Raw genomic sequence first — 13,989 nt, 5'->3', positions numbered from 1 at the left:
GCGGACTCCCGGTCCGCGCCCGCCCTCCGTGCCGCCCCGTGCCGGGCCCGCCTCAGGGGTTCGGCGTCTCCTGGTGCAGCGGCTGGAGGACCTTCTGGACGCGCGGGTCACCGGCGTCGGCGAAGTAGTCGCCGCGGATGGTCTCGTCGTCGCCCTCGGGCGCCTTGGCCGCCCGCAGGACGAGCGTGCCGACGAGCGCCACGACGAGGTTGAGCGCGAACGCCGTCACCGCGATGTAGCCCATCTGGCCGATGACCGGGATCTCCGCGAGCGAGCCACCGAAGTGGTTGATGTTGGCGCGCGGGTTGGCGACGCTCCACGCCTGCCAGGTGCCGTAGACCATCCCGACCGCCCAGCCGGCGGTGAGCGCCCACCGGTGCAGCCAGCGGGTGTAGAGCCCGAGGACGACGGCGGGGAAGGTCTGGAGGATCCAGATGCCGCCGAGCAGCTGGAAGTTGATGGCGTTCTGCTTGTCGAGCGTGAGGACGAACACGAGCGCGAACGCCTTGACGATCAGCGACACGAGCTTGGAGACCCTGGCCTCCTGCTGCGGGGTGGCGTCGGGCTTGAGCCACTCCTTGTAGATGTTGCGCGTGAAGGTGTTGGCCGCGGCGATGGACATGATCGCCGCCGGCACGAGCGCGCCGATCGCGATGGCCGCGAACGCGACCCCCGCGAACCACGACGGGAAGGAGTCCTCGAACAGCTGCGGGATGACCAGCTGCGCGTTCGGCTTGCCGTCCAGCCCGATCGGCTTGGTGCCGGCCGCGATGGCGACCCAGCCGAGGAGGGCGAGCAGGCCGAGCACGAACGAGTACGCCGGCAGGATGGCGGCGTTGCGGCGGATCGTGTTGCGGTCCTTGGCCGAGAGGCTGGCCGTGACCGAGTGCGGGTACATGAAGAGCGCGAGCGCCGACCCGAGCCCGAGCGTCGCGTAGGCCCAGTGCGCCTGCAGGCCGGGCACGAACGCACCGGTCGGCTTGCCGTCCACCGGGTTCGGCGTCGCCATCTTCTGCTCGGCCGCCGAGAAGATCGCCTCCCAGCCACCGAACTTCGTCGGCAGGTAGATGATCGCGACGATGATGACGAGGTAGATGAGGAAGTCCTTGACGAACGCGATGATGGCCGGCGCGCGCAGGCCGCCCGAGTAGGTGTAGGCCGCGAGCAGCGCGAAGGCGATGAACAGCGGGGCGTCCTTGGCGATGATGTTGCTGCCGCCGCCGAGGCCGACGACCTCGAGCACCGCCTGGATGCCGACGAGCTGCAGGGCGATGTACGGCATCGTCGCGAGGAAGCCCGTCACGGCGACCGCGAGCGAGAGCCCGCGGGAGCCGAACCGGCCGCGGACGAAGTCGGCCGTCGTCACGTACCCGTGGCGGTGGCTGACCGACCACAGGCGCGCCATGAAGACGAAGATGATCGGGTAGAGCACGATCGTGTACGGCACCGCGAAGAAGCCCGAGACCGCGCCCGCGGCGAACATCGCGGCCGGCACCGCCACGAACGTGTACGCCGTGTAGAGGTCGCCGCCGAGCAGGAACCACGTGACCCAGGTGCCGAACGAGCGGCCGCCGAGGCCCCACTCGTCGAGCGACTCCATCGACGTGGGCCGGCGCCACCGGGTGGCGAGGAAGCCCATGACGGTGACGAGGAGGAAGAGCGCGGTGAGGACGGCCAGCGCGACGCCGTCGACCCCGCTCACGCCTGCTCCCCCGTCCGGTCGCCGGCGCCGTGGCCGGTCATCGGGCGGTGCGGCCGGGCGCGCAGCACGAGCCGGTAGGCCGTGTACGTGAGCGCCGAGCAGAGGAAGACCCAGAGGAACTGGTACCAGATGAAGAAGGGGAAGCCCCACAGCCGCGGCTCGACGCGGCTGTAGCTGCCGACCCAGAGCAGGGCGACGACGGGCAGGGCGAGGAGCACGCCGGCGACGGCGAGCAGCCCCTTGTTCGCGGGCGGCACGGTGTCGTGGTCGACGGCGTCGGCGCCGCCCTCCCCGTCGTGCCCGGTGTGGACGTTGCTCATGGACCCTCCTGAGACCCCCGGTGGACGCCCGGCGGCGGCCGGACCACCCGACACCGTAGGGACTGGTGGGGCGCGTGGGGACTTTCCGCCCCGGTCGGTGTCGGCGGGTGTCGGTCGGGCTCGGCATGATGGGCGTCGTGTCGACCATCGTCTTCCTCCACGCCCACCCCGACGACGAGGCCTCGCAGACCTCCGGCACGATGGCCCGCGCCGTCGACGAGGGCCACCGCGTCGTGCTCGTCGTCGCGACGAACGGCGACCACGGCACCGCCCCCGACGACCTCGCCGACGGCGAGACGGTCGTCGAGCGCCGCCGCGCCGAGCTCGCCCGCTCGGCCGAGGCCATCGGCCTGCACCGGGTCGTGTGGCTCGGCTACGCCGACTCGGGGATGACCGGCTGGGAGCAGAACGGGCACGAGGGCGCGTTCACCGGGGCCGACCTCGACGAGGCGGGGCGGCGCTTCGCCGACGTGCTCGACGAGGAGGACGCCGACGTCGCCGTCGGCTACGACTGGCACGGCGGCTACGGCCACCCCGACCACGTCCAGGTCCACCGCGTCCTGCACCGCGGCGTCGAGCTCGCCGCCCGCACGCCGCGCCTGCTGGAGTCCTCGATGAACCGCGACGCGATGCGCCGGATGTTCGAGATGGCGAAGGCGGCCGGCCGCGAGGACGACTGGGACCCCGACGCGCCGATGGACGACGGCAACCCGATGGGCACGCCCGAGGCCGAGCTGCACTGGCGGGTCGACGTGCGGGGCCTCGTCGAGCGCAAGCGGTCCGCGCTCGCCGCCCACGCGAGCCAGACGAGCGACGTCGGGATGATGCTGGCGATGCCGCCGGAGGTCTTCGAGGCGGTCTTCGGCTTCGAGCACTACCTCGAGCCGGGGCGTGCACCGGGGCTCGTCGAGGGCTGGCCGTTCGAGCGCGCCTGAGCGGGGTCGCGCTCCGGTTGCGGCTCCCCCGCACCCGGTCCACGCTGGGGGCCCCGGGGCGGCGCGACCGCCCGCGACACCGCACGAAGGAGTGCCCGTTGTCCGTCCGCCCCCGCCTGCGCTCGCTCGCCGCCGCCGTCGCGGCGGTGCCCCTCGTCCTCGCCGGGATGCTGGTGCCCTCGGCGGCCGCCGCCGAGCCGGACCAGTACGTGGCCCTCGGCGACTCCTACGCGTCGGGCAACGGCACCGGGTGGCCGGACCTCAGCCTCTCCTGCTACCGCAGCAGCCTCGCCTACGCGCCGCTCGTCGCGAAGGCACGGCCGAACACGAGCCTGACCTTCAGGGCCTGCTCGGGCGCCGAGACCGGCGACGTCACGGGCGGACAGACCGCCGCGCTGTCGTCCTCGACGGACTTCGTGACGGTGAGCATCGGCGGCAACGACGTCGGCTTCGTCGACCTCATCCTCAGCTGCGTCAACAGCTGGGACGAGCTGCTGTGCCGCTCCACCGTCGCGAAGGTCGACGCCCGCATCGACGCCGAGCTCCCCGCGAGGCTCGACGCGACGTACGCCGACATCCGCACCCGCGCCCCGGGCGCGAAGGTCATGGTCCTCGGGTACCCGAAGCCGTTCGCCGGCAATGTCTCGTGCAGCCAGGCGGGCGGGGTGAACACCCGGGAGGCCGGCCTGCTCGACGGCGTCTCCGCGCACCTCGACCGGGTGCTCGCGGCCCGGGCGAAGGCCGCGGGCTTCACCTACCTCGACCCCGCGTCGACGTTCACGGGCCACGAGGTCTGCTCGGCGACGCCGTTCGTCTGGGGCAAGAAGACCGGTCTGCTCGACATCTACCACCCGACGAAGGCCGGCCACCGCGACGGCTTCGCGCCGCTCGTGCGGGCCGCGATGGGCTGAGCCGTCGGCCGGCCCACGACGGGCCGGCCACCGCTCAGTGGACGACCGCGACCGGGACGGACGAACGCTGCACCACGGTGCGGCTCACGCTGCCCATGAGCAGCCCGGCGAAGCCACCACGGCCCCGCCGGCCGACGACGACGAGGTCGGCACCGACCTCCGCGGCGACGTCGAGCACGGCGCGGGCCGGCGGCCCGTTGCGGACGACGACGTCGACGGGCACCTCGGGGTGGGCGGCGGCGGCCGCGGCGAGCGCGGCGTGGCCCGCCGCCCGCAGCCGCTCCTCGACCCGGGCCCAGCGCACCGTGCCGGGCTCGGTGACGACGACGCCGTCCTCGACCTCGACCGTCCAGGCCGTCACCGCCGTGACCCGGCCGCCGACCGTCGCGGCCTCGTCGACCGCGTGGGCGAGGGCCCGGGCCCCGGCGTCGCTGCCGTCGGCTCCGACGACCACCCGGTGCGGCTGCACCGGCGGCAGCGACTCGGGCACGACGACGACGCTCCCGTGCCCGTGGGCCACGACCGCGAGCGCCGTCGACCCGAGGACGAGGCGTTCGAGCAGGTCGTGGGTGGAGGCGCCGACGACCACCGTGGCGCGCTCCGAGAGGTGGACGAGGACGCCGGCCGGGGACCCGACGGGCGTGCGGACCAGGACCTCGAGGCCGGGGTGCCGCTCGCGCAGCCCGGCGGCGATGCCGTCGAGGCGGGCGCGTTCGGCCTCCTCGAGCTGCTCGCCGAACCACGGCGCCTCGACGGCGAGCACCGAGTACGGCGCCAGCGTGGCGCCGATCTCGACGACGTGGACCAGCTCGAGCAGCACGTCCCTCCGCACGGCGAGGGCCGACGCCCACGCGAGGACGGCCGCCTCGTGGGCGGAGCCGTCGAGCGCGGCGACGACCGGGGGGTGGGCCGGTCCCTCGGGACCCGGGCCCGACTGCTGCGAGAGCACGTTCTCGGCCATGTCCCCATGGTCCTCCGCGCGTGGGCGCGGGCGCAGTCTCGTGGGTCACAGGCACCCCGTGGAACCGGTCACGGCGACCGTCGACGAAGTGGCTCCACCGAGGCAGGGTGGTCGCCGTGACCGTCGGCCGGGTGGGGTACCCGGACGTCGCTCCCCGACCTCCCCAGCCTCCCTCTCGCGCCCCCCGGCCACCAGCGCCGGGGGCAAGTTCTCACCAAGGACTTACGCACAGGTCATCCGACGGTTAGCCTCGCGTCAGCAACACGTCACGAGAGGCAGCAGGGAGTGGCTGACATCCTCATCGTCGACGACGAGGTCCGCCTGCGCACGCTGCTGAGCCGGACCCTCGTCGCCGCGGGTCACCGGCCGCTCACGGCAGCGGACGGCGCCGAGGCGTGCCAGACGGTCCGCGCGCGCACGGTCGACCTCGTGCTGCTCGACCTCGTCATGCCGGGGATGGACGGCCTCACGGTGCTGCGGCAGATCCAGCAGCTCGAGAGCCCCCCGCCGGTCATCGTCCTCTCGGGGGTCGGCGACGTCGGGACGCGCGTCCAGGCCATCAACGAGGGCGCCACCGACTTCCTCACCAAGCCCTTCGTCACCGCCGAGCTCCTCGCCCGCGTCAACCGCCACCTCGGGGTCCCGCGCACGGTCTCGGAGTCGGGGCGCTACCTGACCCACGGCGACCTCAGCCTCGACACCCGCCGGCGCGTGCTCGTCACCCCCGAGGGCACGCGCTCGGTCAGCGAGCGCGAGGCGGCCGTCCTCGCCTACCTCCTGCGCCGGGTCGGTGACGTGTGCACCCGCGAGGAGCTCCTCAAGGACATCTGGGGCTTCGACTTCGACCCCGGCAGCAACGTCCTCGAGGTCTGCGTCGCCCGGCTGCGCACGAAGATCGGGACCCCGTCGACGATCGAGACCGTCCGTGGTGTGGGGTACTGCGTCGCGGAGGCGTGAGGAGCACCGCGTCGGCGCCCTCTTCCTCCTCTGGCTGGGCATCCTCGTCGTCTGCGGGCTCTTCCTCCTGCTCGTGCCGAGCGTCGAGCTCGCGGCCGTCGAGATCGTCGTCCTGTCCTTCGCCGTGCTCTACGGCTTCGGCTCGTGGCCGGTCGTGCGGACAGTGGTGTCGGTCACCGGTTTCGCCGTCGTCGCGGCCGCGATCATGCTGCCGCGGGTCCTGCGCGGCGACCTGCCCGCCGTCGAGCTCGTCGAGGTCGTGACGCCCGTCGTCCTCGCGGCGGTCGTGACCTACCACGTGCGCCGGCGCGACGACGCGATCGACACCGCCGAGGCCCTGGCCACCGCCGACCGTCGCCGGGCCCGGGCCCGTGAGCGGCTCGGCCGGATGACCTCGCACGAGCTGCGCACGCCGCTCACCATCGCCCGGGGCTATGTCGACCATCTCGCCGCGAGCGAGCCGGACGACCAGCGGCGCGAGGACCTCACGACGGTCCGCGAGGAGCTCGACCAGCTGACCCGCCTCGCCGACCGGCTCGTGCGGGCGGTCTCGCTCGACCTCGGCGCGCCCGACGTGCCCTCCGACGCGGCCGAGCTCCTCGACGACGTCCGTCGACGCTGGTCGGTCATCACCGACCGCGAGCTCGTCGTGCGGGCGGACGAGGGACCGGTCGCCCTCAACCCGGAGCGGCTGCGGGCGGCGCTCGACACCCTCGTCGAGAACTCGGTGCGCTACACCGGCGCCGGCGACCGCATCTGCCTCTTCAGCGAGTCGTACGACGACCGGGTCGAGGTCGGCGTCGAGGACAGCGGCCCGGGGATGTCGGCCGACCTCGTCGAGACCGTCAACCGCGGGCAGTCCGCCCCCGACGACGACGAGGAGGCCGACGTCTCCGCGCTGCTGCGGGACGCCTACTCCCAGACCGGGTTCGGCCTGCGCATCGTCCAGGGCATCGCCCGGTCCGCGGGCGGCCACCTCGTCGCGGGCCGGGGCACCGACGGTGGCGCCCGCGTGGCGCTGGTGGTCCCGCGCGGCTGAGCCGGCGTCCTACGGCGCCCGGACGACGAGCGTCAGCGGTGCGGACCGCTCGAGCCCACCACCCGTCGCCGTGACGACGAGCCGGTGGACGCCGCGCGCGGCCCCGGGGCGCAGACGCAGCCGCAGCCGGGTCCGCCAGGCGCCGGGTCCGACCTGCTCGCGGACGAACCTCCACCAGGCCTCGCGCGGCTCGATCCCGCTGAGCGAGAGGGCGGTCGACGCGTCGTAGCCGTCGGTGGGCGCGACGCGCACGATGACGGACGCGGTGGGTCCGGGGGCGAGCACCAGGCGGGTGGGGCGCACCACGACCGTGAAGTCACCGGTCGGCGCGACCGGCCCCAGCGCGGTGTCGGCGGCCGCGACGTCGACGAGGCCGGAGCCGAAGACGTCGTCGGGACCCGGCACACCGAGGTCCCGTGCCGTCGTCGCGAGGGCCGCGGAGAGCACGTCCGGCGTCGTGGTCGGCCGGCCCTGGAGCAGCAGCGCCGCGGCGCCGGCGACGTGGGGTGCGGCGATGGAGGTGCCGTCGACGGCCTGGTAGGAGCCGTAGAGGTCGGCGGTGAGCACGTCGACGCCCGGCGCCACGAGGTCCGGGAACGGGCGCGTGCGGCCCCCGCACCCGCTCGGACCGGTGCTCGAGAACGCCCAGACCGCGCCGTCCGCGGTGGCCGCCCCGACCGACAGGGCCTCCGGGTAGTTGGCCGGGCTCGCGCTGGTCGCCGCGCCCGGGCCGAAGTTCCCGGCCGCGGCGACCGGCAGGATGCCGGCGGCGCGCAGGGCGGCGACGTCGGGCTGGACGGCGAGGTCGCAGCCGGGTCCGGTGCCGAGCGACCAGGACAGGTCGACGACGTCGGGGGCGTCGTCGGTCGTCGGGTCGTGGTCGGGGTCGAGGACCCACTGGAACGCCTGGTGGAGCGCCGTGAGCGAGGAGGCACCCCGGTCGTCGAAGATCCGCGCCGCGACCCACCGGGCGCCGGGGGCCATCCCGTAGGCGGAGCCGGCGTCGGTGCCGCCGACCATCGTCCCGGTGACGGCCGTGCCGTGCCCGAGGAGGTCGGTCGGGGTGTCGGGGTGCTCGCCGTAGGGGTCGAACCACGAGCCGGCTCCCCCGCGCCAGGACGCCGCGAGGTCGGGGTTGGTCAGGTCGACGCCGGAGTCGAGCGACGCGACGACGACGCCGGTGCCGGTGCGCCCGCCCGCCCAGAGCGCCGGCGCGCCGGTGGCGTCGATGGTCGGCTCCACGGAGACCGCCGCCGGGGTGACGACGACCCGGTCCGGGACGACCGACGCGACGTCCGGGCGGGCGGCGAGCTCGCGCACCGCCGCGGGCGAGGCGGTGACGGCCACGGCGTCGGTGACCCACAGCGCGGTGTGCGCCCGCACCTCCCCCCGGCGGGCCAGCCGGTCGACGGCGTCGAGGACGCCCCGCTGGTGCGCCGCGGCCCCGTCGCGCAGGCCGCGGACCAGGGCCCTCCGGCGCGCGGGACCTGCCCCGGCGAGGCTGCGGGGAACAGGTCCGGTCGGCCGCATCCGCACGAGGACCTTGACGGTCCCGTCCTGCGGGACGTGCGCCAGCAGCGCCTCGACGGCCGGCGACGAGGGTGGCGTGGGGGCGCTCGACGGGAGCGCGGCCGCCGAGGGCGCCGCGAGCGCCGCGGCGGTCAGGGCGACGAGGGACACGACGAGCGAGCGCCTCATCGGCGACCCACCTCCTCGAGGACGGGGACGACGGCGGGCGCGGGGCCCGTGGGCTCCGGCGGGTCGGCCCGGCGACGGCGCAGGCGGGCCCACCCGAGCGCCGTGGCGAGCACGGCCAGCAGGACGAGGGAGGCCGAGGTCGCGGCCGTGCCCAGCCCCGACCGCTCGGGGGCGCTGCTCCACGGGACGAGGACGACGGTGGTGCGGGCACCGGCGCGGTGGAGCAGGACCTCCACGGTCCAGTCGCGCGTTCCGGGGTCGGCGACGGTCGCCTCCCAGCGCCCGGGTTCGGTGCGCGAGAGCGCGACCCGGTCCGTGCCCGCCGATGTCGGGGCCGTGACGACACCGTCGGACACCGCGACGTCGACCCCGGTGACCGGCGCGCCGACCGGGCGGACGACGGGCTGGGCCCGGACGACGAGCCGCAGCCGGTCACCGGTGGGGACCGCGTCGACCGTGACGAAGACGCCGTCGGCGCGAGCGCTCTGCGGGGCGTCGGCGGAGCGGGCCGCGGTCACCTCGCGCGCGGTCGGGACGGCCGTCATGAGGGCGGCGAGCCCGACCGCGAGGACGAGGACGAGGGCCTCGACGAGCACGGTCGTGCGCAGCCGCCGGGTCGAGGGCCGCCAGCTCCGTCCGAGCCCGAGGAGCCGTCCGACCCGGTGGGCGACCGGCGGGTTGACCAGCACCGTGTTCCACGCCGCGAGCGCGAGCGCGACGGCGACGACGAGCACCTTGCCGAGGACCGCGGGACCGTAGACCCCGCGCAGGAGGGCCGGCCACGTCGCGACGTGCACCCCCGCCTCGTAGAGCCCGGTCGCGAGGAGCACGAGCGAGGAGACGGCGGCAGCCGGGCTGAAGGCCCGCCACGCGTCGAGCACGAGCGGGCCGCGGTCCGGCCCGTCCACCCGCGCCAGCGGGCGCAGCGTGACGGCCAGGACGAGCAGGGCGCCGGCCCAGGCCCCGGCCGCGAGCACGTGGAGCGTGGCCGCGACCCACGCGACGAGGACGCCGCTCGGCAGGGCCGAGGCGTGCCCGGCCCACCCGTCGAGGGCCACGGCCAGGACGAGCCCCGCGCCGGCGAGCCCGAGACGGCCCCGCCAGAGGGCCGCGTAGGCCAGGGCGAGGAGCGCGAGCCGCAACAGCCACAGCCGACCCCACGTGCTGTCGAGCAGCACGTCGCCGAGCGCGGCCACCCACTCCCCCGACCCCACCGCGGCCCCCGTCTGCGTCGTCGTCGTGACGAGCGGCGTCGCCAGCGCGGCGACGAGCGCGAGGGTCGCCCCGAGCGCACCGGCCCGGACGACCCGGCGACGGGTCGGGCCGGCGAGCGCACCGAGCGCCGGGACGACCCGACGCACGGCGAGCAGGGCCCCGAGCGCGACGAGCGTCCCGGCGAGGTCGAGCGCGCGCAGGAGGACGGGCGTGACCGGTGGCAGGGGGCTGTCGGCCTCCGGCAGCCCGTCCGGGCGGAAGCCGCTCCCGAAGACGAGGGTCCCCCGGGTCGGGTGCCCGTCGGCGGCGACGACCGCCCAGGTGACGGTGTACGTGCCGCGCGTCAGGGGCGGGGTGGCGACGTGGACGACCCGATCCCCCGGCTCCACCGTCACGGTCACGGGGACCCGGCCCTGGGCGCCCTCGAGGCTGATGCTGCTCGCGGCGGGCGCGATGTCCTCGCCGAACCACAGGGTGAGCGAGGTCCGGCCGGTCGCGACCATCCCGCCGTTCGGGGGGTCCGACCGCTCGAGCGTCGCGTGGGCCGAGGCGGCCGGCGCGAGGAGCAGGAGCGCGAGCAGCGCGAGCACCGCCGGCAGCACGGCCCGCCGTGCCCCCGGGCCGCTCCCGCGCCGCCGCCCGCTCACGCCTGCGCCACCACGTGCTCGAGCCGGACGTCCCCGACGATGACGGTGACCCGTGTGCCGTCGTGGAGGGCGTTGCGCGTGTTGGCCATGAGGAAGAAGTAGGTGCCGCCGAGGGTGAGCTCGGCCTTGTGGTTGTGGGGGCGCGAGACCATCGCGAGGACGGCCCCGGTGTCCTCGACGACGAGGACCGGCCGCTTGTCCTCCTGGTGCAGCAGCAGGCTCGCCTTGTCGGGGTCGGTCACCTGGTAGCGCAGCTCGACCATCCCGCCTCCCCCGGTCACCCCGAGGAGCGTGATCTTGGCGCCGGTCCGGCTCGCGAACGCCTCGGCGGAGACGGCCTCGGTGCCCGACCGGACGTCGTCGGCGTGGGCCATGACGGCGCGCACGCCGAGCGTGGCCGCGAGGGCGAGGACGACGAGGGCGGCGAGCAGCAGGAGACGTCGCCGAGCGCGCGGCTCCGGGGTCTCGGGGGTGGGCCGGACGGGGGCGGTGGCGGCTGCGGTGCTCATCGGTCCTCCAGGTGGTGCCGGGGCGCCGGCCGCGAGTGCTCTCGCGGTCGGCGCCCCGGGTCGGGGTGGGTCAGGGCAGGTCGACCGCGTCGACGTCGACGTTCGTGCCGCCGAGCCCGTGGGTGGAGCCGTCGAAGTACGTCGACCACGTGCCGGCGGTCCGGCGGACGACGTCCTCGTCGGCGACGAGGGCGGTGAGCCCGGTGACCCGGGTGGTGGTGGCGGCGAACGAGAACGCCCAGTCGTCGGCGCCGAGCCACACGAAGCCGTCCGTGTTGGCGGCGTCCGGGATCCCGATCGTCGACGCGTCGACGACCCGCGTCCAGGCGTTGCCGCCGTTCCACCGGTAGACGTCCGACGGGCTGCCGGTGCCACCGGTCGCGGCGCCGCCCGGCACCGCGAAGGTGCTGACCGAGGCGTACAGCGTGGGGCTCGGCCAGCTGCCGACCACGTCGATGGCGTCGACGTTGGCGGTCGCGACGATGCCCGCGCTCGCGCCGTTGAACCAGCGGCGCCACGTGGTGCCGTCCCGGTAGATCACCTCGCGGGGGTTGACCGCCCCGAGCCCGGTGACCGTGACGCTCGGGTTGGAGAACGACACGTAGAAGTGCGTCGCGTCCACCCGGGCGAAACCGTCGACGTCCGCCGTGGCCGGCACCCCGAGCGTGGAGAGCTGGTAGCCCTTGCTCGCCGCCGCTCCGTCCCACCGGAACACGTCCGTGGTGCGGGCCGGGGCCGGGACGCCGGTCGGGGCGACCGCGGGGTTCGTCGTGAACCACAGCGGGTGCGTGACGGTCAGGGGCGCCGAGCGGGTGGCCGTGTTGCCGGCGCCGTCCCGGACGCGCAGCCGCACGGTCGTCGCTCCCTCGGCCACCCGGTCGACCGGCAGCGTCGCGCTGAACGACCCGTCGGCGTTGCGGGAGACCGCGGTCCCCTTGCCGACACCGGGGTCGGCGCCCGCGAAGACCTCGACGAGCCCGAAGCCGGAGGGGTCGGCGCCGATGGTGCCCGCTCCCCCCGTGACGGTGACGCGGGTCGCGCCGGCCGTGGGGTTCGCGGAGACCGAGAAGGCCGCCAGGGTCGGGGCCGTCTTGTCGATGACGAGGTCGACCGAGACGGGCGTCGCCCAGCTGCCCGCGGCGTCGTGCCCGCGCACCCAGACCTTGTGGGTGCCGGCGGACAGCTGGCGCACGGTCGCGAGCGGGATGTCGAGGTAGACGTTCTCCGTGCTCGTCGAGAACGCGCCGTCCGACGCCTCCACCGGGATGCCGCTGCCGGTGGGCCCGACGGTGTCGAGGAACACCTCGCCGCGGTCGACGACGCTCTGGACCGGGTCGAACCCGGCGCCGTCGCCCGTCATCTCGTCGGTGAGCGTCGCCACGAGACGGACCGCCGGGGTCGTGGAGCTGATCGCGAGGGTCCCGTTGTTCGGGTTCGGCGAGAGCGAGAGGCCGCTCGCCACCGGCGCCGCGCGGTCGACCGCGAGCTGGACGCCCGAGACCGGCCCCCAGGCGCCGGCGCTGTCGCGCGAGCGGACCCCGACGGTGTGCAGGCCGTCCGCGAGCCCGGAGAGGGCACCGGCCGGGATGGTGGCCGTGAGGCTGGCCACCGGACCGCTCGTCGCGACGGTCATCGGGCTCGCGGCGCCGCCGTCGACGGACCACTCCGCCGCGGCGATCTCGTGGTTGCCCGTCGCCGAGTCGTTGCCGGTGGCGGACAGCGCGACCGCGGCAGCGCCGTTCGTGTGGTCCGGGGTCAGCTCGAGACCCGTCGTCGAGGGCCCGACGGTGTCGCTGCCCTGGACGAGGACCGAGCTCCACGGGCCCCACGCGCCGTCGGCGTCGCGGCCGTGGACGTAGAGCACGTGCGGGCCGGCCGGCACGTCGTACGCGGCCGTCACGTGGACCGGACTCGTCCCGAAGGTGCCGGTCATGGCGGTCCCGCTGCCGACGGTCGTGTCGACGAGGTACTCGACGGCCTCGACGGTGCCGCCGCCGGTCGTCTCGTCGCTGACGTCGGCCGACAGCGAGCCGGCGTCCCAGCGGGCCCCGCTGGTCACCGGCCCGGTGTTGTCGACGGCGGCGCCGGAGGCGGCCACCTCGATGAAGGTGAGCGCCCCGCCCGCCTTCGCGGCCGTGCCGCTGTGCAGGCCGAGCCCGGCGTCGTAGACGGCCAGGCGCCGGTCGGTGGTCGTCGTCGGCACGTGGACGATCGCGTCCGCGGTCTGCCCCGGGCCGAAGGTGTCGGCGACCAGGCTCCGCGAGATGTCCAGTGCGCCACCGTCGTTGAGCAGGCGGCTGCCGTCGTAGGCGATGACGCGCTGGTCGGCGCCGAGCACGGCCATCGAGTGGTAGCCGACCCCCGCGTTGACCCAGCGCAGGAGGACCTCCTGGCCGGAGGCGGCGACGACGGGCTGGGTGTCCGGGTGCACCCGGCCGTTGACGAGCTCGTAGGCCGCGGAGAACTTCCGCATGTCGAAGGCCGCGGGGTCGTTCGCCGTGTTGAGCGCGGGGTCGAGCTCGCCGACGACGAGGACCTGGTCGGTGTCGTAGGCCGAGGCCGCGTCGTCGTAGGCGCGTCCGGCCGTCGCGGGACGCACGACGAGCGCGCCGTAGAGCCCCATCGCGACCTGGTGCTGGAAGTTCCCGGTGGGTCCGGCCTGGTAGAGGTAGGTGCCGGGGCGCGAGGCGGTGAAGGTGTAGGTGCGCTCGCCGCCGGCGGCCGCACCCTGGGTGTCCGGCACCATCTGCTGGCCACCGAGGAGCAGCGAGGTGCGCTCGGTCAGGGCGTCGTGCAGCGTGATCGTCACGTGGTCGCCCTCGTCGACGGTCAGCGTCGGCCCACCGGGGCGCTCGAGCGGCCCGCAGGCCGTCCCGGCGTCCGGGCGGACGCAGTAGCCCCAGACCGGCACCGTGACCGGCCCGCTCTTGGACGGCAGGCTCGTCGTGCCGCTCGTCGCCTCCAGGTGGATGTCCACGTCGGCGGCGCTCGCCGTCCCGACCGGCCCGAACAGCAGGCCGAGGGCGACCAGGGCCCCGCCACCGAGCGTCGAGAGAGCGGCTGTGCGCAGGTGCTTCGTCATCGTCGTCCCCTCT

11 protein-coding genes are annotated in these 13,989 nt (G+C 75.3%); 4 read left to right on the top strand and 7 right to left on the bottom strand.

All coding sequences use genetic code 11. The annotated features are described in order from the left end of the window. Positions 1-52: 52 nt before the first annotated feature. Together mctP and HL663_RS08250 are read right to left on the bottom strand one after the other, a co-directional pair. Entirely contained in the window at positions 53-1,702 is a 1,650-nt protein-coding gene (mctP, locus tag HL663_RS08255; RefSeq protein ID WP_286176007.1) for a monocarboxylate uptake permease MctP, read from the bottom strand. Beyond that, positions 1,699-2,022 (bottom strand): DUF3311 domain-containing protein, encoded by a 324-nt coding sequence (locus tag HL663_RS08250; protein ID WP_173027883.1) that lies wholly within the window; start codon positions 2,020-2,022, stop codon positions 1,699-1,701. Before HL663_RS08250 ends, mctP begins: the two co-directional genes overlap by 4 nt. 137 nt (positions 2,023-2,159) lie before the next feature. Between HL663_RS08250 and HL663_RS08245 the strand changes: the two genes are divergently transcribed. Further along, complete coding sequence (locus HL663_RS08245; protein WP_286176006.1) at positions 2,160-2,957, top strand: PIG-L family deacetylase; 798 nt, start codon at positions 2,160-2,162, stop codon at positions 2,955-2,957. Between the two features lie 98 nt (positions 2,958-3,055). After that, positions 3,056-3,868: an SGNH/GDSL hydrolase family protein gene (locus tag HL663_RS08240; protein ID WP_173027882.1), complete on the top strand. Its 813-nt coding sequence runs from the start codon at positions 3,056-3,058 to the stop codon at positions 3,866-3,868. Between the two features lie 34 nt (positions 3,869-3,902). On the opposite strand, the gene HL663_RS08235 is transcribed toward HL663_RS08240, so the two are convergent. Further along, a complete protein-coding gene (locus HL663_RS08235; RefSeq protein WP_173027881.1) occupies positions 3,903-4,829 on the bottom strand; it encodes a universal stress protein in 927 nt (308 codons plus the stop codon). Between the two features lie 285 nt (positions 4,830-5,114). On the opposite strand from HL663_RS08235, the gene HL663_RS08230 reads away from it, so the two are divergent. Then, complete coding sequence (locus tag HL663_RS08230) at positions 5,115-5,786, top strand: response regulator transcription factor (RefSeq protein ID WP_173027880.1); 672 nt, start codon at positions 5,115-5,117, stop codon at positions 5,784-5,786. After that, positions 5,755-6,825, top strand: a complete 1,071-nt coding sequence (locus HL663_RS08225; RefSeq protein ID WP_173027879.1) for a sensor histidine kinase — start codon at positions 5,755-5,757, stop codon at positions 6,823-6,825. Before HL663_RS08230 ends, HL663_RS08225 begins: the two co-directional genes overlap by 32 nt. Positions 6,826-6,834: 9 nt before the next feature. Here the strand turns inward: HL663_RS08225 and HL663_RS08220 are convergent, their stop codons facing one another. The 4 genes from HL663_RS08220 to HL663_RS08205 form a co-directional block, all read right to left on the bottom strand. After that, complete coding sequence (locus HL663_RS08220) at positions 6,835-8,523, bottom strand: S8 family serine peptidase (protein ID WP_173027878.1); 1,689 nt, start codon at positions 8,521-8,523, stop codon at positions 6,835-6,837. Next, a complete protein-coding gene (locus HL663_RS08215; RefSeq protein ID WP_173027877.1) occupies positions 8,520-10,385 on the bottom strand; it encodes a copper resistance CopC/CopD family protein in 1,866 nt (621 codons plus the stop codon). Before HL663_RS08215 ends, HL663_RS08220 begins: the two co-directional genes overlap by 4 nt. Then, entirely contained in the window at positions 10,382-10,894 is a 513-nt protein-coding gene (locus HL663_RS08210; protein WP_173027876.1) for a hypothetical protein, read from the bottom strand. The genes HL663_RS08215 and HL663_RS08210 overlap by 4 nt, the downstream gene beginning before the upstream one ends. Before the next feature lie 70 nt (positions 10,895-10,964). Further along, complete coding sequence (locus HL663_RS08205) at positions 10,965-13,976, bottom strand: multicopper oxidase domain-containing protein (RefSeq protein WP_173027875.1); 3,012 nt, start codon at positions 13,974-13,976, stop codon at positions 10,965-10,967. Between the last annotated feature and the right edge of the window lie 13 nt (positions 13,977-13,989).

The sequence above is a fragment of the Arthrobacter sp. NEB 688 genome (genome assembly GCF_013201035.1).
GTDB lineage: Bacteria > Actinomycetota > Actinomycetes > Actinomycetales > Dermatophilaceae > Phycicoccus.
The sequence above is the reverse complement of the archived record's forward strand: the minus strand, read 5'-3'. Positions and strand labels throughout refer to the sequence as shown.

Excerpts from the sequence above, each read along its gene's own strand:
- HL663_RS08250 (WP_173027883.1), bottom strand. The coding sequence starts at position 2,022 with ATGAGCAACGTCCACACCGGGCACGACGGGGAGGGCGGCGCCGACGCC.
- HL663_RS08235 (WP_173027881.1), bottom strand. The coding sequence starts at position 4,829 with ATGGCCGAGAACGTGCTCTCGCAGCAGTCGGGCCCGGGTCCCGAGGGA.
- HL663_RS08220 (WP_173027878.1), bottom strand. The coding sequence starts at position 8,523 with ATGAGGCGCTCGCTCGTCGTGTCCCTCGTCGCCCTGACCGCCGCGGCG.
- HL663_RS08210 (WP_173027876.1), bottom strand. The coding sequence starts at position 10,894 with ATGAGCACCGCAGCCGCCACCGCCCCCGTCCGGCCCACCCCCGAGACC.
- HL663_RS08205 (WP_173027875.1), bottom strand. The coding sequence starts at position 13,976 with ATGACGAAGCACCTGCGCACAGCCGCTCTCTCGACGCTCGGTGGCGGG.